We start from the raw sequence: 21,559 nt of genomic DNA on the forward strand, positions 1-21,559 counted from the left end.
TTCCTGCTGACTTGAGTGCTTATCGTGTCCCGACTTTTTGCCGTTTTTGTCGTATTTGTCACCAGTTTATTGATTGCCGGAGCTGCCCAGGCCGAGGTTCGGGTGCTCACCAGCATCAAACCCTTACAGCTGATTGCCGCCGCTGTGCAGGACGGCGTGGCGGTTCCAGAGGTGTTGCTGCCTCCGGGAGCCTCGCCGCATAACTACGCATTGCGCCCATCCGACGTACGGCGTGTGCAGTCGGTGGATCTGCTGTATTGGATCGGTCCGGACATGGAAGGCTTCCTGCCACGGGTCCTCAAGGGGCGCAACTTGCCCACAGTGGCCGTGCAGGAACTGCCGGGCCTGAAGCTGCGGCATTTCGCCGAAGATCATCACTCCCATGGCGAAGAAGCCGACGATCATGATCACGATCATCGCCCCGGCAGCCTGGATGCCCACTTGTGGTTGTCGCCGGTGAATGCGCGGGTGATTGCGGCCAGGATGGCGGCGGACTTGAGCGCGGCTGACCCCGCCAACGCAGAGCGCTACCAGAGCAACCTGCAAGCGTTCAACGGGCGCCTGGATGCCTTGGACCTGCGTTTGAAAGCGCGCCTGACGGGGATCGCCGGCAAGCCTTACTTCGTCTTCCACGAAGCCTTCGATTACTTTGAAGATGCCTACGGCCTCAAGCACACCGGCGTGTTCAGCGTGGCCGCCGAGGTACAACCCGGTGCCCAGCATGTGGCGGCGATGCGCACCCGCCTGCAGGAAGTGGGCAAGACCTGCGTGTTCAGCGAGCCACCCTTGCGCCCGCGCCTGGCCGAGACCCTGGTGGCTGGCCTGCCGGTGAAACTGGCGGAGTTGGATGCCCTGGGCGGCTACACCCCGGCCACGGGCCAGGGGTATGAGCAGTTGCTGGAGAAACTGGGTAACGATTTGGCAGGGTGCCTGGAGTCGCTGTAACCGACGACATAGAACCCCTGTGGCAGCAGGCTTGTGTGGGAGCGGACTTGCCCGCGATAGCGGTGTATCAGGCGCTGATTAGGCGACTGACACGCCCTCATCACGGGCAAGCCCGCTCCCACAGCGTCAGAGGGCGAACGGCAGTTGGAGAGTGGCCTGCTGGCGCTGCTCCAGTCGTTGCTGGAACTCCACTGGATCGTGAATCAGCACGTCCTGCCCGGCAAACGACTCGGCAGCAATCAGCCGTGACAGCCAAAACCGCACACACGCCACGCGCAACATGGTCGGCCACAGCTCGGCTTCCTTGGCGCTGAACGGCCGCAGTGCCGCGTAGGCGCCCAGCAGTGCGCGGGCGCGATGGCCATCGATCACCCCGGCGGCGTCCGAGCACCAGTCATTCAGGGCAATCGCCACGTCGTACAGCATCGGCCCGGAGCACGCGTTGTAGAAGTCGATCAACCCGGTCAGGTGGGTGCCTTCGAACATCGCGTTGTCGCGAAACAGGTCGGCGTGGAGGTTGGCGCGGGGCAGCGTGAGGATCTGCTCCTTGTGTTGCTGGATTTCATCCAGTGCCGTTTGCAACAGCTGCTGCTGGTGGGCGTCGAGGTGTGAAATCAGCTGCGCGCCCTCCTCGAGCATCCAGTCCAACCCACGATCGGTCTTGCGCTCCAGCACCTTGTCGCCCTGGGTGGCCAGGTGCAAGTGGCCGAGCAACTCGCCTACTTGCACGCAATGCTGGGCGTTGGCGTCCTGGATGTGCTTGCCCGCCAGGCGCGGTTGCAGCAGCGCCGGCTTGCCTGCCAATTCGCGCAGGGCCACGCCGTCGGTGGTGCGCAGGGCGTAAGGCACGGGCAGGTCGGCGTCGTGGAGTACGTCGAGCAGTTCGATGAAAAACGGCATTTCGTCCACGGGGCCGCGTTCAACCAGGGTCAGGACAAATTCGCCCTGTTCCAGGCTGATAAAGAAGTTGGTGTTTTCGCTACCAGCGGCAATCCCCTGGAAATCGAGCAGGCGGCCGAGCCCGTAAGGGGCGAGAAAGGTTTCCAGCTCGGGCCGAGCCAGGGGGGTGAACACAGACATGGTTAAAACTGCCAGTACGGGCGCCGCGGGCCGCAGCGCCGATTAAAATTAAGAAATCATTTCCATTCGAAGATCTTCCATGACGGGATCAGCATATCCGGCTGGTCCGAGCGGATGAAGTTCGCATCGGTTCCGTCCGCGCGCACCAGAAAATACGGTTTGCCGCCCTTGGGCGTTACCTTGATTGCGTACAGGAAGCCGTTTTGGCGGTATTCCTGGATGGTCTTGTCGCCTTCCGTGCGAATGGTGACTTCCGGATCGCCCGAAGGAGCATCGTCTGCCGCTATGGCAGCCATCGGAGCGAGTGCAATCAGGCCGGTCAACAGCAGGCGATTGAATGTGCGCATGATAACCTTGTCCCTTTGTTGTCAATGGTCCGGCTATTCTAGCGCCAGACCCGCCGAAAAGGTTGATCCTGCTCATGAGCCAAGCCCCCCTCGTCCTGGTGGACGGTTCTTCATATCTGTACCGCGCCTTCCACGCGCTGCCGCCGCTGACTACGTCCAAAGGCCTGCCGACCGGTGCGGTCAAGGGCGTGTTGAACATGCTCAAAAGCCTGCGCAAGCAGTACCCGGACAGTCCGTTCGCGGTAGTGTTCGACGCCAAGGGCGGGACATTTCGCGATGACATGTACGCCGAATACAAGGCCAACCGCCCGAGCATGCCCGATGACATGCGCGTGCAGATCGAGCCGCTGCACCAGAGCGTGATCGCCCTGGGCTTCCCGCTGCTGTGTGTCGAAGGTGTCGAGGCCGACGACGTGATCGGCACCCTGGCCCGCAGCAGTGCGGCTGCCGACCGCCCGGTGGTGATCTCCACGGGTGACAAGGACATGGCGCAGTTGGTCGATGGGCACATTACCTTGGTCAACACCATGACCGGTAGCGCCATGGATGTGGACGGCGTAAAGGAGAAATTTGGTGTCGCTCCCGAGCAGATCATCGACTATCTGGCGTTGATGGGCGATTCCTCCGACAACATCCCGGGTGTTCCCGGTATCGGTCCTAAGACCGCTTCGGGACTGCTGGTCGGTGTGAACGGCGGATTGAAAGAGCTCTACGAGCAGCTCGATATTGTCCCGAGCTTGCCGATCCGTGGGGCCAAGACCCTGCCGGCCAAGCTGGAAGAGCACAAAGAGATGGCGTTCCTGTCCTACCAGTTGGCGACCATCAAGGTCGATGTGCCCCTGGATGTTGGCCTGGAAGACTTGCACCTGATCGAGCCGGATCGCGAGAAGCTGCTTGAGCTGTACACCCTGCTGGAGTTCAAGAGCTGGATCGATGAGATTCAGCGTGATGCCAAGCGGGTCGAGCTCAAGGCTGCCGCTGACGTTGCACCGGCTCAGGTTGCAGTTGCGGCCCAAGCGCCTGTGGCCCCGGTCGAAGCGCAGTACGAGACCATCCTCGACCAGGCCCGCTTTGACGTCTGGTTGAAAAAACTCAATGACGCGAAGTTGTTTGCCTTTGATACCGAAACCACCGGTGTCGACGCCCAGCAGGCGCAACTGGTGGGGGTTTCATTTGCGGTGCAGGCCAATGAAGCGGCCTACATCCCGCTCACCCATTCCTACATCGGCGTGCCCGAGCAACTGGACCGCGATACGGTGTTGTTGGCTCTCAAGCCGCTGCTGGAAGACCCGAACAAGCTCAAGGTCGGTCAGCACGCCAAGTTCGACATGAATATCCTGGCCAATTGCGCCATTGGCGGCGACCCGGCGCACGGCATCACCGTGCGCGGCATCGCCTTCGACACCATGCTCGAATCCTACGTGCTGAACTCCACCGCGACCCGGCACGACATGGACAGCCTGGCGAAGAAGTACTTGGAGCATGACACCGTCAGCTTTCAGGACATCGCCGGCAAAGGCGCCAAACAGCTGACCTTCGACCAGATTGCCCTGGAGCAGGCCGGTCCCTACGCTGCTGAAGATGCCGATGTGACCCTGCGCCTGCACCTGGCCCTTTACGAACAACTCTGCGCCCTGCCGAGTCTGGCCAGTGTGCTGACGGATATCGAGATGCCATTGGTGCCGGTACTGGCGCGGATCGAGCGCCAGGGTGCCCTGGTAGATGCCGCGCTGCTCGGCGTGCAGAGCATCGAGCTGGGCAACAAGATGGTGGAACTGGAGCGTCAGGCGTATGAAATCGCCGGCGAGGAGTTCAACCTGGGTTCGCCCAAGCAATTGGGGGCAATCCTCTACGAAAAACTCGGGCTGCCGGTGTTGAAGAAGACTGGCAAGGGCCAGGCCTCTACCGCCGAGGAAGTGCTGGCCAAGCTGGCCGAAGATGACTATCCATTGCCTAAGGTGCTGATGCAGTACCGCAGCATGAGCAAACTCAAAAGCACCTACACGGACCGTTTGCCCGAGCAGATCAACCCGCGCACGGGGCGGATCCACACCTCTTATCATCAGGCCGTGGCCGCTACCGGGCGTTTGTCGTCCAGTGATCCGAACCTGCAGAACATCCCGGTGCGCACCGCCGAAGGCCGGCGGATCCGCCAGGCGTTCGTTGCGCCCAAGGGCTACAAGCTGCTGGCGGCGGACTACTCGCAGATCGAACTGCGGATCATGGCGCACCTGTCCAAGGACGAGGGCTTGCTCAACGCCTTCCGCGACAACCTGGATGTACACACGGCCACGGCGGCCGAGGTGTTCAAGGTCGAGCTGGGTGAGGTCACGTCCGACCAGCGCCGTAGCGCCAAGGCGATCAACTTCGGCCTGATCTACGGCATGGGCGCGCAGAAGCTGGGCAAGGATATTGGCGTCGATACCAAGACGGCCAAGGCCTACATCGATGTGTACTTTGCCCGCTACCCAGGGGTGCGCGAGTACATGGAGCGCACCCGTGCCCAGGCATCCGACCAGGGCTATGTGGAAACCCTGTTCGGGCGCCGCCTGTATCTGCCGGATATCCACTCCAACAAGCCCCAGGAGCGCGCGGGCGCAGAGCGTACCGCGATCAACGCGCCGATGCAGGGCACTGCCGCCGATATCATCAAGAAAGCCATGGTCAAGGTCGACAACTGGCTGACGGAGTCGGGGTTGGACGCCAAGGTCATCCTGCAGGTACACGATGAATTGGTACTGGAGGTCCGCGAAGACCTGGTGGCTGAGGTCAGCGAGAAGATTCGCGAGCACATGAGCGGTGCGGCGAGCCTGGATGTGCCACTGCTGGTGGAAGTCGGGGTGGGCGATAACTGGGACCAGGCGCACTGATCATCTGGCAGTGCTGCGGCATGACGTCGCAGCACTGCCTATAGATCGGAAAGCTCCGAGAGTTATTTCCAATAGTTTTTCCGGGCGCCGGAACTTAACCCATGAAAAGTCACTCAGAGTTACTGAATGGGTGGTGAAGCCCTTCAATGCTCCTATGTTGTGTTAAGTGTTGGCAGATATCTGGACCCCGCCCTAGCGGTCCGGAACTTGGACCCCGAACTTCCCCTCCCCATACGAAGTCCGGGGTTTTTTTTGCCTGCAGAAAAGTTACTCGGCGATTTCCGCGCCCTTGTCCGCCAGCTCCATCCAGCCTGCCAGCACGGTATAGGCGTCTTCCAGGCCCATGCGCTTGGGCGCCGAGAACAGCTGGATAGTGATCGCATCACCCCAACCCTTACGGATTTCGGCCTGCACTTTGAGCAAGGTGTTCTTGGCTGCGCCGTAGGTCAATTTGTCGGCCTTGGTCAGCAAAATATGCATTGGCATGCCACTGGCGACCGCCCAATCGAGCATCAACAGGTCGAAATCGGTCATTGGATGACGGATATCCATCATCAGGATCAGCCCTTTCAGACTTTCGCGGCCACCCAGATAGGCTTCCAGGTGACGCTGCCAGTGCAGCTTCAATGGGATAGGTACTTTTGCGTAACCGTAGCCCGGCAGGTCGACCAGACGCCGATCATCGTCTAGCTTGAAGAAGTTGAGCAGCTGTGTGCGGCCCGGGGTTTTCGAGGTGCGAGCCAGGCTGGCATGGGTCAGGGTGTTGAGCGCGCTGGACTTACCGGCGTTGGAGCGCCCGGCGAAGGCCACTTCAAAGCCTTCGTCGTCGGGGCATTGGTCGACTTTGGCGGCGCTGAGCATGAACGTGGACTGTTGGCACAGACCGAGGATGGGGTTCTTGAGTTGCATGGGATTTCCGATGTGGGCGGTGCCGGGAATGGGTGCGGCAAGTAGTGTCGTTCCCGTTTCAGTGGCGCCAGTATATAATGCCGCAGATTTTGTGTGTGCTTTGTCCCAGCGAAGGATGAAGTTCACGGGAGCGATAGACCTTTATTGCGCATTAGAACGCAAAACGCTTCCAAACCCTGAAAAGGTCGACGTATGACCCAGTGGCTGCTAGCTGTCGGTGTCCTGATACCACTTTACAGTGCGCAGGCTACACAGGATCCGGAAGCTGTGTACAACCGCGTTTGTGCGGCTTGTCATGCCGGGCAGTTGCCAATGGCCCCCAAGCGGGGTGACCAGGCAGCCTGGGCGCCGAGACTGGCGCAAGGCATGGATACGCTGGTGCAGCATGTGACCCAGGGTTTCAAGGCGATGCCGCCGCGTGGTTTGTGCATGGAATGCCGTGCCGAGGATTACCAGGCCATCATTGTTTTGATGAGCGAGTAGACCCGGTCCATAACTCTATAACCTTTAGCCGTAATTGGATTAGCTGATGAACAAATTGATCGTGAGTCTGCTGTTGACCTTGGGCATCACTGGTGTTGCCCATGCTGCAGGTGACGCTACTGCTGGCCAGACAAAGGCCGCTGTATGTGGTGCCTGCCATGGAGCGGATGGCAACAGTCCGTTACCCAACTTTCCAAAACTGGCGGGCCAGGGTGAGAAATACCTGACCAAGCAGATGCACGACATCAAGGACGGCAAGCGAACGGTATTGGAAATGACCGGCATGCTGACCAATCTCAACGATCAGGACCTGTCGGATATCGCGGCGTATTTCGCCAGCCAGGCAGGCAGCGTGGGGGCGGCGGATCCAAAACTGGTCGAACGTGGTGAAAAGCTGTTCCGTGGCGGCGACCTCGACAAAGGCCTGCCGGCCTGTACCGGCTGCCACTCTCCGGATGGCTCGGGTAACGCCGCAGCAGGCTTCCCGCACCTGGGTGGCCAGCACGCCCAGTACATTGCCAAGCAACTGACTGATTTCCGCAAGGAAGAAGCCGGCCGTGCCAACGATGGCGATGCAATGACCATGCGTACGATTGCGCGCAAACTGAGTGACGAAGACATTGCAGCGGTAGCCAGCTACATCCAGGGCCTGCACAAGTAAGGTGCGCAAGACCGGGGGTACATCAGCGGTAACGTTAACGCTCGATTAATCCGTCGATGCAAGCATAAAAAGGGTGGCTGAGGCCGCCCTTTTTTGTGGCCGCTACCGTTACACTAACGAACTCATGCCCGTGTAGACCTGTCATAAAAAAGGTCGCGCGAGGCGACTTTATTTGTCCAGGAGTAAAGCATGCGTAAATTGATCCTCAGCGCCGCTCTCGTCACTGCCAGCCTGTTCGGCATGACCGCCCAAGCCGCCGATGTGCCGCTTGAAGCGGGCAAGACTTATGTTGAATTGGCCAATCCGGTGCCGGTTTCCGTGCCGGGCAAGATCGAAGTCGTAGAGCTGTTCTGGTATGGCTGCCCGCATTGCTACTCTTTTGAGCCGACCATCAACCCTTGGGCCGAGAAGCTGCCTTCGGACGTGAACTTCAAGCGCCTCCCGGCCATGTTCGGCGGCCCTTGGGATGCCCACGGCCAGATGTTCCTGACCCTGGAAGCCATGGGTGTGGAGCATAAGGTCCACAACGCGGTGTTCGAGGCAATCCAGAAACAAGGCAAGCGCCTGACCAAGCCTGAGGAAATGGCTGACTTCCTCGCCACCCAGGGCGTGGACAAGGACAAGTTCCTGACCACCTTTAATTCCTTTGCCATCAAGGGCCAGATCAAACAGGCCAAGGATCTTGCGCAGAAGTACGGCGTGCAAGGCGTTCCAACCCTGATCGTCAACGGCAAGTACCGCTTTGACCTGGGCTCCACAGGTGGTCCTGAAGCGACCCTGAACGTTGCCGACCAGTTGATCGCCAAAGAGCGCGCAGCCAAGTAAGGGGCTCGCCATGCGTCGCTGGGGTACTGAACGAGTGGTTGGCCTGCATGATCCGCAGGTCAACGAACACCACCTGACGTCCACCGGCCTGCCGGCGGATAGCCGGCTGCGCTTACTGAGCTTCAATATCCAGGTAGGCATCAGTACCGAAAAGTACCGCCACTACCTGACCCGGGGCTGGCAGCATCTGCTGCCCCACAACGGTCGGGCCGGCAATCTGCAGAAGATTGGCGACCTGCTGGGCGATTTCGACCTGGTGGCCCTGCAGGAGGCCGACGGTGGCAGCCTGCGTTCAGGCTACGTCAATCAGGTCGAACACCTGGCCCAGCTCGGTGCTTTCCCCTACTGGTACCAACAACTCAATCGCAACCTCGGCCGACTGGGCCAGCACAGCAATGGCGTGCTCAGCCGGTTGAAGCCCTCGGTGATCGAAGACCATCCACTGCCGGGCCCGAAAGGGCGTGGGGCGATTCTGGTGCGCTTCGGCGAAGGGCCCGAGGCGCTGGTGGTGGTCATGATGCACCTGGCGCTGGGGGCACGTACCCGGACCCTGCAGTTGGCCTACATCCGTGAGCTGATTGGCGATTACAAACACCAGGTGCTAATGGGGGACATGAACACCCACGCCAGCGACCTGTTGCAGAATTCTCCGCTGCGCGACCTCGGGCTGCTGGCGCCGCAGGTCGAAGCCACGTTCCCCAGTTGGCGTCCGCAACGCTGTCTAGATCACATTCTGTTAAGCCCGACCCTGACGCTGGAACGCGTGCAGGTGCTGGCGCAGCCCATTTCCGATCACCTGCCGGTCGCGGTAGAGATTCGTCTGCCGGGTTCGCTCACGGCTGATGCATTACCCGCGTTGAGCCCCGGCCCTCGCGGACCCCTTGCATGAGCGACGACGCCCAGCGCTGGAAAGAAAAATACCTGTTAAGCATCGAGCAACAAGAAAAGCTCGAACGTCGTTGGGCTGCGCGCCTCGACTTGCTGCGTCGTGGGCTGGTGCGCAGCACGCTGGCGGCCGAAGGCACGGATCGGGCCGTGGACCAGTGTATGAAAGAGATGCGCGATGTGGTGCGCACCGATGACATGGACGCCGCGCTCGCTGCCTTGTTGCCACGCCTGGAAAAGGCCGTGCTGGACTCCGAGCAACGCCGTGAAACGCGGGTGGATCAGATCAGTACGGCGCTGACCGCCTTGGTCTCGCAATTACAGGCCTTGCCCTTGCCCCGGGAAGTCAGTCGCCCGCTGAAGAGCTTTGCCAAGCAGTTGGATAGCCGAGTCGGCCAGGCGCGGGAAATTCCCCTGCTGCTCAGTGAGTTGAGCGGTCTGCAAGGGCAGGCCCTGAGTAATCTTGAGTCGGATGACGAACCTGCTCGTCCAGGTTTGTTGCAGCGCCTGTTTGGTGGCAAGGAGGCGGGTACAGAGGTTGCGCCGGTTGAGCCCGCTGTTTCTCCGCCTTCCCGGCAACCCCCTGCGGTAGCAGCAAGCCCGGCCACCCCGGTGGTTGAGGATGCGCCCGAGCTGGCCCAGGCCCTGCGTGCCTTCGCGCCACAAGCCCAGGCCCCGCAGCAGCCGGTACTTGAAGTTGCGCCTGCGCCTGCACCTCAGCCTGTGGCGCCTCGGGTTGATGTGGATGAGTGTGTGGCATCAGTGCCTGAGGTTGGCGCTCCTCGCTTATCACCCGTCGAGACGCTCGCGGTCGCCATCGAAACCCCGGAACCGCCCCGACCTGTCGAAGTGAGCCTTGCCCCGCTGCCTGAACGGGCTGTCGCTGCGGTGGTAGTTGCGCCCGAGGTCCTGCCCCTGGTGCCGCAACCGACCGAGATCGGCAGTCTGTCATTGCCGCCTGTGCTGGACGACGAATCGGCTGAAGTTGATCCTGAGGCGCTGTACGCCTTGCCCGATTCGCCCGAGCCGTCCTACAGCTCTGTCGCCAAACATATCGAAGACACCCTGCTCGGCCTGCTGGGCGACCTCGCTCTGCCCGAGCGGCACAGGCCCCAGGCGCAAGCCATGCGCGAACGCCTGGCCCAGGGGCTGAATTGGTACGAACTGCTACCGATCCTCGATGACCTGGCGGTATTGATGCTGGCCATCACCGATAGCGGCCAGCATGAGTTCGAGGCCTACCTCAAGCATCTCAACGAGCGGCTGGAAGCCTTCCAGAGCAACCTGCAGGCGGCCAGCGACGGGCACGCCGACAGCCGCAGCGCCGCGCGCGAGATGGACACGCAAATCCGTGAACAGATGGATGGCTTGCAAAGCAGTGTCCAGGAAGCGGCCGACCTCGATGACCTCAAGCAAGTGCTGGAAAGTCATCTTGAGGGGCTGTTGGGTGCCATGGATGAGCATCAAAGGCAGCGTGACCAGCGTGAACATGAAGTCGCCGCGCGGTTGCAGGGTTTGGCCGAGCGGGTGGCGAGCATGGAGCAGGAGGCCCAGGGCTATCGGGACCACCTTGAGGTGCAGCGCCAGAAAGCCTTGATCGACCCGCTCACTGGATTGCCCAACCGTGCGGCCTGGAGCGAGCGCCTGGAGTACGAGGTCAATACCTGGCATCAACAGGGCAACAGCCTGTCACTCGCGATGCTCGACCTCGACCACTTCAAGCGCATCAATGACAGCTACGGCCATCTGGCGGGCGACAAGGTGCTGAAAATCATCGCCACTGTATTGAGCAAGCACCTGCGCCCGACGGACTTTATCGCACGGTTTGGCGGTGAGGAGTTTGTGCTGCTGATGCCGGATTCGGCGTTGGGCGGTGCGCTGGAACTCGGCGAACGCCTGCGGGCGGCCATCGAGGCGTGCCCGTTTCACTTCAAGGGCGAGCGGGTGACCATTACGATGTCCATCGGCATGGCGCAGTTCCAGCCCGGCGAGCGCAGCGACCTGGCACTCAAGCGCGCTGACGAGGCGTTGTATCGGGCCAAGGCGGCGGGACGCAACCAGGTGCAGGCGGCCTGAAAATTTGTTCCATTTTGTATTGCCGGCCGCTGGCCGGCAAACCGTACGTTACACTGTTGCATTATCGTCTTTAGCGTAATGCCCGTTGCCATGAAATTTCTAGTTACTGCTCTGCTGTTCCTCACCCTCGCCGGTTGTGCGAGTGGCCCGCGGCTGGATACCAGCCACCCATCGGTGAACTTCGATCATCGTATCCAGTTCGTCGTCCTGCACTACACCGCTACCAACCTTCAAAGCTCGTTGGCGCTATTGACCAAAGGCCAGGTCAGCAGCCATTACCTGATTGGCGATGATGCCCGCGCAACCATCTATAAGCTGGTGGATGAAGACAAGCGCTCCTGGCACGCCGGAGAGAGCGAGTGGATGGGGCGTACCTGGCTCAACTCCAGCTCCATTGGCATCGAGATCGTCAATCCGGGTTATCGCGACACGCCAACAGGTCGGGTCTGGTATCCGTACTCCGAGGCGCAGGTCCAGTCCCTGGTGACCTTGCTCAAGGACATCAGCCAGCGCAACCGGATCAACCCGCGATTCATTATTGGTCATAGCGATATCGCGCCTGGCCGCAAACTCGATCCGGGTCCGTTGTTCCCCTGGAAGCGCCTGGCTGATGAAGGTCTGGGGATCTGGCCCGAGGCCCAGGCGGTTGCGCGGTATCAGGCCGAGTACGCCGGGCAGTTGCCGAGCATTACCTGGTTCCAGGAAGAGTTGGCACGCTTGGGGTATGCCACGCCGCAAACCGGTGAATTGGATGTGGCGACACGGCGTGTACTGGCCGCCTTCCAGATGCGCTTCCGGCCGGCGTTGTTCGACGGTACGCCGGATGCGCAAAGTGCAGCGATCCTGCGGGCACTGAACCACCGCTAAGGTCTTTAAGCGCTGCGCGCAATTGATGTGGGAGTCGTCGAGCTCCCACCTTTGATCGTTGCAGCCTTTGAGTAGCGCGCTGACTGATAGTTACAGCGGCAACGCCATATAGAACTGCGTGCCCTGCCCCGGCCGGGAATAGACCCCCATCCTGCCGCCGTGCAGCTGCACGATCTCCTTGCACAGCGCCAGCCCCAGGCCGGCGCCGCCTTTCTTGCGGCCTACCTGAACAAAAGGTTCGAAAATCCTGCCCTGCTGGCCATAGGCGATGCCTTCGCCGTTGTCCTCCACGCTGATGATCAGCCGTTCGCCATGGCGCCGCGCTTGCAGGCGAATCTGCCCGCCTTCGCTGGTATGGCGCAGGGCATTGCCCAGCAGATTGTCGAGGACTCGCTCCAATTGCGCCCGGTCGGCGTGTAGCCTGGGTAGTTGCGCCTGTGCCTCTATCACCAGGTCGATGTTTTGCGCATTCGCCAGTTCGGCAAAACGCGCGCGGGCATGTTCGAGCAGATCGTTGGTGTCGCAGGGCGCCAGGGTGAGTTTTTGCAGGCCGTTCTGATAGCGGGAAAAGTTAAGCAAGTCGTTGATCAGTTGCATCAAGCGCTGCATTTCTTCATTGACCGTATTCAGCAGGTCGGCTTCGCGCGACTCGGCGGGGAACTTCGCCCGTTCCTGGAACAGCCCGAATGCCATGTGCATACCGGTGACCGGCGTGCGCAGTTCATGGGAGGCGCGCAGCACGAATTCGCTACGCACACGCTCGAAGGCCCGCTGCTCGGTCACGTCATGCAACACCATCACCGCGCCGAGGATGTGCCCCTGGTGGTGGCTGACCGGCGTCATGCTGTAGGTCAGCAGGCGTGATTCGCCTTCGACTTCCACTTCCAGGTCGTCAGGCGCGCGCTCCAGGTTGCCGCCGCGCAGCACCAGATGCAGTTGCTCATCCAGTTCCGGGCGCTGTAACGCTTCGCCCAAGCCCTCTCCCAGGCGGGTCTCGTCCCAACCCAACTGGCGCTGGGCGACCGGGTTGAGGTGTTCAAGACGGCCTTGGCGGTCGATCATCAGCAAACCGTCGTCGATGCTGTCGAGCACGGCCTGCAAGCGTTGCTGGCCGGCGAGCAGTTCATCGACGTTCGTGGCCTGATGCTGACGCAGGGCTTCGGCCATGATGCCAAAGCGCCGGGTCAACAGGTTCATTTCTGCAGCTGAAGAAATAGGCAGCGTGACATCGAAATTGCCTTGGCCGATTTTATCGGCAGCCTTGGCCAGCGCCTCGATCGGCCCGCCAAAGCGCCGGGCGATGCCATGGGCGGTGATGAACCCGATGATCAGCACTGCCAGCCCCACCAGCCCGAGCAGGCCGGCGATCCACAAGGCTCGCTCACGCGATTGCCGCACGGTTTCGCTGATGTTTTCCAGCGCGGTTTTGTGTTCGCTGATCAGCCCATTGCGCAAGGCGTTGAAGCTGGCGGTAAGTTTTGCGTTATTGCGCAGGGACGGCGGCGTACTTTCATTTTCGTCGAAGGCTTCGATAAACCTCAGGTAATCGGCCTTGGCCTGAGTGAGACCGCCGATCCGGTCCACACTTCTCTCATGGGCGATGCCTTGGTCCAGCAGCTTGAAATACTCCTGCTTGGATGTATTCAGCGCGACCGGGTCCGGGGTGTCGTTGAGCATCAGGATCAACTGGTCGCCCAGGGTCTGGCGCAGCTTGAGTCCAAGGTCCAGGGTAATGAAGTTGCTGCGGATCAGGGACTCCTGGGTCTTGGCCATTTGCATGACACTCACCAGCCCCAGCAGCAACCCAAGCAGGGCCACGGTGATCAGCGCAGAGATACTCAGGAACAGCCGCGTGCGCAGTTTCATCGCCAACTTCATAAGGTGCAGCTCACAGGTTGTATTGCTTGCGTTTGCGATACAGCGTCGATGCATCAATGCCCAGGGTCTTGGCCGCCTGGTCCAGGGTATCGCTGGTGGCCAGGACGGCGCCGATGTGGGCCTTTTCCAATTCATCCAGGCTCAACGCCGCACCAATACGCGGGGAATTGTTGGTCGGTTGCTCGGCCATCCCCAGATGGCTGATTTCGACTTTCTCCTGGGCGCAGATGATGCTCGCGCGCTCTACGACGTTGCGCAGTTCGCGGATATTGCCCGGCCAACGGTAGTTGAGCAGGGCTTCACGGGCCTCATCGCTGAAGCCGCGAGCCGGCCGCGCATACTCTTTGACGAAGCGCGCCAGGAAGCGGTCGGCAAGGGCGAGGATATCTTCGCTGCGCTCGCGCAGGGGCGGCAGATGCAAGGTGATGACGTTCAGCCGATACAGTAAGTCTTCGCGAAAACGCCCGTCGCGCACCATGTCTTCCAGGTTCAGGTTGGTCGCTGCCAGGATGCGCACATCGGCGCGCCGAGTGACTGGGTCGCCGACCCGTTCATATTCCTTGTCCTGGATGAAACGCAGCAACTTGGGTTGCAACGTCAGGGGAAAGTCGCCGATCTCGTCGAGAAACAGCGTACCGCCGTCCGCCTGATTGACCCGCCCCAAGGTGCTTTCGCTGGCGCCGGTAAAGGCCCCGCGACTGTGGCCGAACAGCTCGCTTTCCATCAGTTCGGCGGTCAGGGATGGGCAGTTGATCGTGACGCAGGATTTTTTCGCCCTTTTACTCCAGCCATGAATGGCCCTGGCCAGCTCACCTTTACCCGTACCGGATTCACCGAGGATCAGGATATTGGCATCGGTGCCGGCCACTTGGCGGGCGGTTTCGAGCACCACCATCATCGACGGGCTATGGGAGTCGAGGCCATCCTTGGGCTGGCGTACTTCGCCTTCCAGCGCTTCGAGGCGTGCCGACAGCTGGCGCACTTCCAGTTGCTTGGCGGTGGCCAGGCGCAATTGGTCCGGGCTGCACGGCTTGACCAGGTAATCGGCCGCGCCCGCCTGGATCGCATCCACGGCAGTATCGACGGCTGAGTGGGCGGTGACGATCACCACGCGCATCCAGGGCGCCTGGATCCGCATTTGCGCCAGCACATCCAGGCCGTTGTCTTCGCCCAGGCGCAGGTCCAGGAAGCACAGGTCGAACACCTGGCGCTGCAACAAGGCATCGGCCTGGGCCGCGCTGTTGGCGGTGGCGACGGTATAGCCTTCATCTTCCAGGCAGTAGCGGAAGGTGCGGAGGATCGCGGACTCGTCGTCCACTAAAAGAATGCGGCCTTGAAGTTCCTTGGCTGATTCCATCTGTCCCGCGCTCCTTAAATTAAGAATGATTGATCTTGGTTAGTCCCGGAATAATCGGGCAAGTTGCATGGTTTATTCTGATTGATTCAAGGCCCTATCGCGCAGCTATCTAAGACCCTTCCTACTTATATGCCTGGGCAGTGGGTTTTGACCCTTCTTGATGCTTCGGCAGCCCCACAGCCCGTTCTGATCCCTTGATCCGACCAACGACCATCGTGCATTTCGCACGGTGAGGATAGGCGCATCGTGCAGGATGCTGCTGATAAGAAAACCAATGATCTTATAAGCTACTGATTTTATTGGTTTTTATTCGGCGAAAAAACTGGCACGCACTCTGCAATATCTCTCTTACAAGCGTGATTAACGAACAAAACAAATGCGGGAGAGATTCAGGATGACTCGCCAAAGCCTCAAGCCATTGCGTGTATCGCCGCTGCGCCTTCAACAGGGTCTGTTCGCCAGCCTTGCGTTGATGGTGACCTTGATCGGTGGCCAGCAGTTACAGCATTGGCAGCAGAGCCAGGCGTCCACCCCGCAGTTCGAACGCGTACCCATGACGCAGCCCCATTTCCGTTCCGTTGGCAGCCACAGCGCCGACGTGACAACCCCACGCATGATGGCCGTTGAACAGGACATCGCCCTGTACGACGAACCTGTCCAGGAACGCTGGGTGTTCTAGGCACGAACCTGCCGCCCCGTTGGGTCGCGACAGGATGGCTACACAGCAGTCACTTCTATAGACGCAAAAGGAGAATCACCATGTTGAGTTGGGCAATCACATTCCTGATCATTGCCATTGTGGCTGCAGTCCTGGGCTTCGGTGGTATCGCGGGCACCGCCACGGGTATCGCCAAGATTCTCTTTGTCGTTTTCCTGGTGATGTTCATCGCTTCTTTCTTCTTTGGCCGTCGCGGTCGAGGCTGAACATGGCCAACTTGTCTTTTAAAACCCTGGCTGCCGCCCTGCTGTTGGGCGGCAGTGGCTTGGCCATGGCCGCCAATGACGGCCAGGCGCGGGCCAATGACCTGCTCAATACCGACCCGCAATATCGCGAAACCTGGCAGGGCGTGGTCAAGCAGGAAGAGCGTTTGCCTGAATGGGTGATCAATCTTTCGGGCACCGCCGAGCAAATGAATGCGGTGACGGAAGACGGTGATGGTTATTTGGTCGGGCCGCTGTGTGAAACGGCCGATACCTGCCTGAATAAACGTCTGATCGTGGCTTTCAGCATGGATAAGGACGATGCCTACGCGATGTTGGTCGAAGTGCCTGCGGGGCTTCCGGCAGACAAGTCACCGACACGGCATGCGGACTACCGTTTTCTTGGCAAGCCGAATGAAGGCATGCAGAAGTTGCTGATGGAGCAACTGAAGAAAGATCCGAATTGGTACTAGGTCCGTCTGCGGGCCTCACCAACATGGAAACCGGCCAACTGCCTGTTTCCGTTTGCACCGCCACCTGACGGCGATGCATGACCAGGGGGCCGGGTTGCTCTGATCAAGGTGGATCGGCGTGACCTACGGGTACAGGGAGTGCCTGCGCAAGGGCCGGGTCAGGAGAAAAGCTGCGACGCAGGTCCGCAGGCCGTTATGGCCTGATGGACTTGCGGCGGGCTTGAGAGTGATCGCTAGGCGCTTATGCCGCCCATAGCTGTAAAATTCCCTTCTGCTACATCACAACCATTTCATGGTGTTACTGCGCGACCATCTATCGAGAAAGTTTGGCCTCGGCCAGACTGGTTTTTCGATGGTATGCGTAGGAATTTTCAAGAGTTTTTCCCTCCCGGCAAAAAAACCGAAAATCCCTGAGCGAGCCTGAAATGGCCGGTTCACGGCATGTATGCCTGACAGAATGTCGCATTCGAACTGACCAAACAGACAGTTTTATTTGCAAAAACCCATGCCGATTCGGCATAGGGTAGGCGTTTACGGCATTAGACTATGCCCCCCCGCATCGGAATAGTTGCGCCTTTTTTCGCTTGCCAGTAAGCCATATCGGCCATCTGCGGTGACCTTCTACGGAGGCTGATGCTCACACTTTTTCGCTCCCGGGCGTTCCAGCTGGCGCATCTGCCTGAGTCCACTTGAAACAAGGGTAATGACATGAAGAAGGCAAAACTAAGCCTCGCCTGGCAGATCCTCATCGGTCTGGTGCTAGGGATTGCAATCGGTGCTGTACTCAACCACTTCAGTGCCGAAAAAGCCTGGTGGATCAGCAACGTGTTGCAGCCGGCGGGCGATATCTTTATCCGCCTGATCAAGATGATCGTGATCCCGATCGTGATTTCGTCGCTGATTGTCGGAATCGCCGGTGTAGGGGATGCGAAAAAGCTCGGTCGGATCGGTGTGAAGACCATCGTTTACTTCGAAGTGGTCACTACCATTGCGATTGTGGTCGGTCTGCTGCTGGCCAACCTGTTCCACCCCGGTGCCGGGATCGACATGAGTACCCTGGGTACCGTGGATATCTCCAAGTACCAGGCGACCGCCGCCGAGGTGCAGCATGAACATGCGTTCATCGAGACCATCCTCAACCTGATTCCGTCTAACATCTTTGCCGCCGTAGCCCGTGGCGAGATGCTGCCGATCATCTTCTTCTCCGTGCTGTTCGGCCTGGGCTTGTCGAGCCTCAAGCCAGACCTGCGCGAACCCCTGGTGACCATGTTCCAGGGCGTGTCCGAGAGCATGTTCAAAGTCACCCACATGATCATGAAGTACGCCCCTATCGGTGTATTCGCCCTGATCGCGGTGACCGTGGCCAACTTCGGCTTCGCCTCGCTGCTGCCATTGGCCAAGCTGGTGATCCTGGTTTACGTCGCCATCCTGTTCTTTGCCTTTGTGATTCTTGGCCTGATCGCTCGCCTGTTTGGCTTCTCGGTGATCAAGCTGATGCGCATCTTCAAAGATGAGCTGGTACTGGCCTACTCCACCGCCAGCTCCGAGACCGTGCTGCCGCGCGTGATCGAGAAGATGGAAGCCTACGGTGCGCCGAAAGCCATTTGCAGCTTTGTGGTACCTACCGGTTACTCGTTCAACCTCGACGGTTCGACCCTGTACCAGAGCATCGCGGCAATCTTCATTGCTCAGCTGTATGGCATCGACCTGTCGGTTGGCCAGCAACTGATGCTGGTACTGACCCTGATGGTCACCTCCAAAGGCATCGCCGGTGTGCCGGGCGTGTCCTTCGTGGTACTGCTGGCAACCCTGGGCAGCGTGGGCATTCCATTGGAAGGCCTGGCGTTCATCGCCGGTGTCGACCGCATCATGGACATGGCGCGTACCGCCCTGAACGTGATCGGCAACGCCCTGGCCGTGTTGGTCATCGCGCGTTGGGAAGGCATGTACGACGATGCCAAGGGCGAGCGCTACTGGAACTCCCTGCCACACTGGCGCACCAAGACCGCGCTGCCGGCTGGCGAGACCAGCCACGGCTGATCCCTGCCTGATTCGCACAAACCCCGGTAAATCCGGGGTTTGTCGTTTCTGCCAGCCCCGCTATCATTCGCCACATATTTAAAGGGGTGTGACTGATGCTTAATGGCCTGTGGCTTGGCTTCTTTGTCGTGGCAATGGTATCGGCGCTGGCGCAATGGCTGGTGGGCGGCAATGCCGGGATCTTTGCGGCGATGGTGGAGAGTATCTTCGCCATGGCCAAGCTGTCGGTCGAAGTGATGGTGCTGCTGTTCGGTACCCTGACCCTCTGGCTGGGCTTTCTGCGCATCGCCGAGAAGGCCGGGATTGTCGAGTGGCTGGCCAAGGCTCTGGGCCCGCTGTTCCTGCGGCTGATGCCGGAAGTGCCGGCCGGTCACCCGGCCATCGGCCTGATCACCCTCAACTTTGCCGCCAACGGCCTGGGCCTGGATAACGCGGCGACGCCGATCGGCCTCAAGGCCATGAAGGCGCTGCAAGAGCTCAACCCGATCCCCAACACCGCGACCAACGCGCAGATCCTGTTCCTGGTGCTCAACGCGTCCTCCCTGACCCTGCTGCCGGTGACGATCTTCATGTACCGCGCCCAGCAAGGCGCGCCCGACCCGACCCTGGTGTTCCTGCCGATCCTGCTGGCCACCAGCGCCTCGACCCTGGTGGGCCTGCTGTCGGTAGCACTGATGCAACGCCTGCGCCTGTGGGACCCGGTGGTGCTGGCGTACCTGATCCCCGGTGCGCTGGTACTGGGTGGCTTTATGGCCTTGCTGGCCACGATGTCGGCGACGGCCCTGGCAGGCTTGTCCTCGATCCTCGGCAACCTCACGCTGTTTGGCCTGATCATGCTGTTCTTGCTGATCGGCGCGCTGCGCAAGGTCAAGGTCTACGAAGCGTTTGTCGAAGGTGCCAAAGAGGGCTTCGACGTTGCCAAGAACCTGCTGCCGTACCTGGTGGCGATGTTGTGTGCGGTCGGCGTGCTGCGTGCTTCCGGGGCGCTGGAGTTTGGCCTGGAAGGCATTCGCCACCTGGTGGCCTGGGCCGGCCTGGACACGCGTTTTGTCGACGCCTTGCCTACGGCGATGGTCAAGCCCTTCTCCGGCAGCGCGGCGCGGGCGATGCTGATCGAGACCATGCAGACCCAGGGAGTGGACAGCTTCGCGGCGCTGGTGGCGGCGACGATCCAGGGCAGTACCGAGACCACCTTCTATGTGCTGGCGGTGTACTTTGGCTCGGTGGGTATCCAGCGGGCGCGGCATGCGGTGGGGTGTGCGTTGCTCGCGGAGTTGGCCGGTGTGGTGGCGGCGATTACCGTTTGCTACTGGTTCTTTGGCTAAGGCTTAGATCGCTATCGCAGGCAAGCCCACACATCAGAATGTGGGCGCTGGCTTGCCTGCGATGAGGCCCTCAGCGTTTCGGCGCTGCATTGCCCTGCGCCACCACCCAATCCACCACCTGCTTGTTCAACTGATCCCCCGCCAACCCAAACCCGGCGACCACCGCTGGCACCTGGGTATCACTCACCGGCTGGCGCACTTCAAAGCGCTTGGCCGCCACGATCCGCTGGTCACTGCCGCGCACCAGTCGCGCGTCCAGGCGTATCACCACCTCCACTGCCCCGCCCCGGTACTCGCTCTGGAAGGCCTGCAACTGCCCGCCCAGATCGAAGTCCGCCTGCAGGTTGGTGTCATCGGTGCTCAGGAACGCCACCCGGCCATCGCGCTGGAAACCGTCCAACAGACGGTTGCGCAACAACACCGGCGCCGGATCGCTCCAGCGCGACTGGGCATAGCTGCTGATCAAGTTGCCCTCGGGGACCACGGCAATGCGCGGGCTGTCGAGGAATTCACTGGCCTGCGGCTTGGCCAGGCGCAATGACCAGGTGCCCGGGTTGCCATGGGCTGAGGCCTGGGCTGCCGGTAGCCGATAGACGTTGGATGGATCGGCCTTGGGCAGGATCGAGCAGGCGCTGACCAGGGCCAGGGCCACTGGCAGGATCATTTGGTAAGCACGCTTCATGGCGTGAACTCCTTGTTCTTGTCACTGCCCAGCAGGTACCCGCTGGGGTTGGCTTCCAGGCGACGGGAAATGGCCCGCAGGGAGCCGAGGGTATCGCGCAGTTCGCGCACGGCCGGCGCCAGTTCATTGAGGCCCTGCATGCCGCTGTTCAGGGATTCTTTGTTGTCGCTCAACAAGGTGTTGATGGTCGCGGTGCTTTGCTCCAGGGAGCGCATGGCCCCTTCGGCGCTGCCGAACATCTGTTTGCCCTGGTCGTTGAGCAGGCCGTTGGCGTTGCGCATCAGCGCGGTGGTCTGCTCCAGGGTGGCGCCCGCCTGTTTGCTGACCTGGGCCAGTTGCTGCATCACCACCTTGATATCGCCCCGTTGCTCGGCGATGGCCCCGGTGGTCTGCTCCAGGTGTGCCAGGGTGCCGCTCAGGCGATCGACGTTGGCGGGCGAGAACATGCGGTTGGCGTTGTGCAGCAGCAGGTTGATGCTGGTCATCAGGTCATTGCTGTTGTTCAGCAGCCGGGCGATGGGCGATGGCGAGGCGGTGATCTGCGGCAGGTTGCCGTTCTTGCCCTTGAGTTCGGGGCTTTGCGGAGTGCCGCCGCTCAGTTGAATGATCGAGGTGCCGGTGATGCCAGTCAGCGCCAGCTTGGCCTGGGTGTCTTCCTTGATCGGCGTCTGCCCGGCCAGGCGGATGCGTGCCAGGACGCGACGTGGGTCTTTCGGGTCCAGGCGCAGGCTGGTGACATCACCGACCTTGATCCCGCTGTACTGCACCGCGCTGCCCTGGGACAGGCCGCTGACCGCTTCGTTGAAGATCACTTCGTAATCCTGGAACGCGCTGTCGACGCTGGACTTGGCCAGCCACAAGCCGAACAGCATGGCGCCGACCACAACGATCACGCTGAACAGACCGATCATCACATGATGAGCTCGGGTTTCCAT

20 protein-coding genes are annotated in these 21,559 nt (G+C 60.6%); 13 read left to right on the forward strand and 7 right to left on the reverse strand.

Annotation, left to right across the window (positions count from 1 at the left end):
- The first annotated feature begins 15 nt into the window (after nucleotides 1-15).
- The gene (locus PSH73_RS00370) at nucleotides 16-945 is read left to right on the forward strand and encodes a zinc ABC transporter substrate-binding protein ZnuA (RefSeq protein WP_057439251.1); all 930 of its coding nucleotides are present in this window, start codon (nucleotides 16-18) and stop codon (nucleotides 943-945) included.
- Between the two features lie 126 nt (nucleotides 946-1,071).
- On the opposite strand, the gene PSH73_RS00375 is transcribed toward PSH73_RS00370, so the two are convergent.
- Both PSH73_RS00375 and PSH73_RS00380 read right to left on the reverse strand, forming a co-directional pair.
- Nucleotides 1,072-2,025: a homoserine kinase gene (locus PSH73_RS00375; RefSeq protein ID WP_057439250.1), complete on the reverse strand. Its 954-nt coding sequence runs from the start codon at nucleotides 2,023-2,025 to the stop codon at nucleotides 1,072-1,074.
- Between the two features lie 56 nt (nucleotides 2,026-2,081).
- On the reverse strand, nucleotides 2,082-2,372 hold the full coding sequence (locus PSH73_RS00380) for a DUF2782 domain-containing protein (protein ID WP_057444840.1): 291 nt from the start codon (nucleotides 2,370-2,372) through the stop codon (nucleotides 2,082-2,084).
- 74 nt (nucleotides 2,373-2,446) lie between these two features.
- Here PSH73_RS00380 and polA point away from each other — a divergent pair, with 74 nt between their 5' ends.
- Complete coding sequence (gene polA, locus PSH73_RS00385; RefSeq protein WP_057957905.1) at nucleotides 2,447-5,242, forward strand: DNA polymerase I; 2,796 nt, start codon at nucleotides 2,447-2,449, stop codon at nucleotides 5,240-5,242.
- Between the two features lie 267 nt (nucleotides 5,243-5,509).
- Here polA and yihA read toward each other — a convergent pair whose 3' ends face one another.
- Nucleotides 5,510-6,151 carry a ribosome biogenesis GTP-binding protein YihA/YsxC gene (gene yihA, locus PSH73_RS00390; RefSeq protein WP_032862650.1) on the reverse strand — a complete coding sequence of 214 codons (642 nt, stop codon included), beginning with the start codon at nucleotides 6,149-6,151 and terminating at the stop codon, nucleotides 5,510-5,512.
- Between the two features lie 192 nt (nucleotides 6,152-6,343).
- Between yihA and PSH73_RS00395 the strand changes: the two genes are divergently transcribed.
- The 6 genes from PSH73_RS00395 (at nucleotide 6,344) to PSH73_RS00420 (ending at nucleotide 11,948) form a co-directional block, all read left to right on the forward strand.
- A complete protein-coding gene (locus tag PSH73_RS00395; RefSeq protein WP_057439249.1) occupies nucleotides 6,344-6,634 on the forward strand; it encodes a cytochrome c5 family protein in 291 nt (96 codons plus the stop codon).
- Between the two features lie 46 nt (nucleotides 6,635-6,680).
- A complete protein-coding gene (locus PSH73_RS00400) occupies nucleotides 6,681-7,295 on the forward strand; it encodes a cytochrome c4 (protein ID WP_057439248.1) in 615 nt (204 codons plus the stop codon).
- 189 nt (nucleotides 7,296-7,484) lie between these two features.
- Nucleotides 7,485-8,120 (forward strand): thiol:disulfide interchange protein DsbA, encoded by a 636-nt coding sequence (gene dsbA, locus PSH73_RS00405; RefSeq protein WP_057439247.1) that lies wholly within the window; start codon nucleotides 7,485-7,487, stop codon nucleotides 8,118-8,120.
- A 10-nt stretch (nucleotides 8,121-8,130) separates the two neighbouring features.
- Nucleotides 8,131-9,009, forward strand: a complete 879-nt coding sequence (locus tag PSH73_RS00410; protein WP_057439246.1) for an endonuclease/exonuclease/phosphatase family protein — start codon at nucleotides 8,131-8,133, stop codon at nucleotides 9,007-9,009.
- Nucleotides 9,006-11,081, forward strand: coding sequence for a diguanylate cyclase (locus tag PSH73_RS00415; protein WP_057957906.1), 2,076 nt, complete (start codon nucleotides 9,006-9,008; stop codon nucleotides 11,079-11,081). The genes PSH73_RS00410 and PSH73_RS00415 overlap by 4 nt, the downstream gene beginning before the upstream one ends.
- A gap of 90 nt (nucleotides 11,082-11,171) precedes the next feature.
- Nucleotides 11,172-11,948, forward strand: a complete 777-nt coding sequence (locus PSH73_RS00420; RefSeq protein WP_057957907.1) for an N-acetylmuramoyl-L-alanine amidase — start codon at nucleotides 11,172-11,174, stop codon at nucleotides 11,946-11,948.
- 90 nt (nucleotides 11,949-12,038) lie between these two features.
- On the opposite strand, the gene PSH73_RS00425 is transcribed toward PSH73_RS00420, so the two are convergent.
- On the reverse strand, nucleotides 12,039-13,826 hold the full coding sequence (locus PSH73_RS00425; RefSeq protein WP_057957908.1) for a KinB sensor domain-containing domain: 1,788 nt from the start codon (nucleotides 13,824-13,826) through the stop codon (nucleotides 12,039-12,041).
- Between the two features lie 10 nt (nucleotides 13,827-13,836).
- On the reverse strand, nucleotides 13,837-15,183 hold the full coding sequence (algB, locus tag PSH73_RS00430; RefSeq protein WP_032862658.1) for a sigma-54-dependent response regulator transcription factor AlgB: 1,347 nt from the start codon (nucleotides 15,181-15,183) through the stop codon (nucleotides 13,837-13,839).
- Nucleotides 15,184-15,577: 394 nt separating this feature from the next.
- Here algB and PSH73_RS00435 point away from each other — a divergent pair, with 394 nt between their 5' ends.
- The 5 genes from PSH73_RS00435 to PSH73_RS00455 all read left to right on the forward strand — a co-directional run bounded on the left by PSH73_RS00435 (nucleotide 15,578) and on the right by PSH73_RS00455 (nucleotide 19,942).
- Complete coding sequence (locus PSH73_RS00435; protein ID WP_057957909.1) at nucleotides 15,578-15,862, forward strand: hypothetical protein; 285 nt, start codon at nucleotides 15,578-15,580, stop codon at nucleotides 15,860-15,862.
- An 80-nt stretch (nucleotides 15,863-15,942) separates the two neighbouring features.
- A complete protein-coding gene (locus PSH73_RS00440) occupies nucleotides 15,943-16,107 on the forward strand; it encodes a DUF1328 domain-containing protein (protein WP_003170804.1) in 165 nt (54 codons plus the stop codon).
- 2 nt (nucleotides 16,108-16,109) lie between these two features.
- Nucleotides 16,110-16,577: an inhibitor of vertebrate lysozyme family protein gene (locus tag PSH73_RS00445; protein WP_120731152.1), complete on the forward strand. Its 468-nt coding sequence runs from the start codon at nucleotides 16,110-16,112 to the stop codon at nucleotides 16,575-16,577.
- 708 nt (nucleotides 16,578-17,285) lie between these two features.
- Nucleotides 17,286-18,617 carry a glutamate/aspartate:proton symporter GltP gene (gene gltP / locus PSH73_RS00450; RefSeq protein WP_057957911.1) on the forward strand — a complete coding sequence of 444 codons (1,332 nt, stop codon included), beginning with the start codon at nucleotides 17,286-17,288 and terminating at the stop codon, nucleotides 18,615-18,617.
- Nucleotides 18,618-18,712: 95 nt separating this feature from the next.
- On the forward strand, nucleotides 18,713-19,942 hold the full coding sequence (locus PSH73_RS00455; protein ID WP_057957912.1) for a nucleoside recognition domain-containing protein: 1,230 nt from the start codon (nucleotides 18,713-18,715) through the stop codon (nucleotides 19,940-19,942).
- A gap of 70 nt (nucleotides 19,943-20,012) precedes the next feature.
- Here the strand turns inward: PSH73_RS00455 and PSH73_RS00460 are convergent, their stop codons facing one another.
- Both PSH73_RS00460 and PSH73_RS00465 read right to left on the reverse strand, forming a co-directional pair.
- Nucleotides 20,013-20,624: an ABC-type transport auxiliary lipoprotein family protein gene (locus PSH73_RS00460; RefSeq protein ID WP_120731156.1), complete on the reverse strand. Its 612-nt coding sequence runs from the start codon at nucleotides 20,622-20,624 to the stop codon at nucleotides 20,013-20,015.
- Nucleotides 20,621-21,559 carry an MlaD family protein gene (locus PSH73_RS00465; RefSeq protein WP_057439239.1) on the reverse strand — a complete coding sequence of 313 codons (939 nt, stop codon included), beginning with the start codon at nucleotides 21,557-21,559 and terminating at the stop codon, nucleotides 20,621-20,623. The genes PSH73_RS00460 and PSH73_RS00465 overlap by 4 nt, the downstream gene beginning before the upstream one ends.

It is taken from the genome of Pseudomonas sp. FP2294, assembly GCF_030687625.1.
Classification (GTDB): Bacteria; Pseudomonadota; Gammaproteobacteria; order Pseudomonadales; family Pseudomonadaceae; genus Aquipseudomonas; species Aquipseudomonas shahriarae.

Bases quoted from the DNA above. Each gene is read 5' to 3' on its own strand.
- PSH73_RS00440 (WP_003170804.1), top strand. From the start codon at position 15,943: ATGTTGAGTTGGGCAATCACATTCCTGATCATTGCCATTGTGGCTGCA.
- polA (WP_057957905.1), top strand. From the start codon at position 2,447: ATGAGCCAAGCCCCCCTCGTCCTGGTGGACGGTTCTTCATATCTGTAC.
- PSH73_RS00410 (WP_057439246.1), top strand. From the start codon at position 8,131: ATGCGTCGCTGGGGTACTGAACGAGTGGTTGGCCTGCATGATCCGCAG.
- PSH73_RS00415 (WP_057957906.1), top strand. From the start codon at position 9,006: ATGAGCGACGACGCCCAGCGCTGGAAAGAAAAATACCTGTTAAGCATC.
- algB (WP_032862658.1), bottom strand. From the start codon at position 15,183: ATGGAATCAGCCAAGGAACTTCAAGGCCGCATTCTTTTAGTGGACGAC.
- PSH73_RS00425 (WP_057957908.1), bottom strand. From the start codon at position 13,826: ATGAAGTTGGCGATGAAACTGCGCACGCGGCTGTTCCTGAGTATCTCT.
- PSH73_RS00465 (WP_057439239.1), bottom strand. From the start codon at position 21,559: ATGGAAACCCGAGCTCATCATGTGATGATCGGTCTGTTCAGCGTGATC.
- PSH73_RS00375 (WP_057439250.1), bottom strand. From the start codon at position 2,025: ATGTCTGTGTTCACCCCCCTGGCTCGGCCCGAGCTGGAAACCTTTCTC.
- PSH73_RS00395 (WP_057439249.1), top strand. From the start codon at position 6,344: ATGACCCAGTGGCTGCTAGCTGTCGGTGTCCTGATACCACTTTACAGT.
- yihA (WP_032862650.1), bottom strand. From the start codon at position 6,151: ATGCAACTCAAGAACCCCATCCTCGGTCTGTGCCAACAGTCCACGTTC.
- PSH73_RS00420 (WP_057957907.1), top strand. From the start codon at position 11,172: ATGAAATTTCTAGTTACTGCTCTGCTGTTCCTCACCCTCGCCGGTTGT.
- PSH73_RS00400 (WP_057439248.1), top strand. From the start codon at position 6,681: ATGAACAAATTGATCGTGAGTCTGCTGTTGACCTTGGGCATCACTGGT.
- PSH73_RS00455 (WP_057957912.1), top strand. From the start codon at position 18,713: ATGCTTAATGGCCTGTGGCTTGGCTTCTTTGTCGTGGCAATGGTATCG.
- gltP (WP_057957911.1), top strand. From the start codon at position 17,286: ATGAAGAAGGCAAAACTAAGCCTCGCCTGGCAGATCCTCATCGGTCTG.
- PSH73_RS00445 (WP_120731152.1), top strand. From the start codon at position 16,110: ATGGCCAACTTGTCTTTTAAAACCCTGGCTGCCGCCCTGCTGTTGGGC.
- dsbA (WP_057439247.1), top strand. From the start codon at position 7,485: ATGCGTAAATTGATCCTCAGCGCCGCTCTCGTCACTGCCAGCCTGTTC.
- PSH73_RS00380 (WP_057444840.1), bottom strand. From the start codon at position 2,372: ATGCGCACATTCAATCGCCTGCTGTTGACCGGCCTGATTGCACTCGCT.
- PSH73_RS00435 (WP_057957909.1), top strand. From the start codon at position 15,578: ATGACTCGCCAAAGCCTCAAGCCATTGCGTGTATCGCCGCTGCGCCTT.
- PSH73_RS00460 (WP_120731156.1), bottom strand. From the start codon at position 20,624: ATGAAGCGTGCTTACCAAATGATCCTGCCAGTGGCCCTGGCCCTGGTC.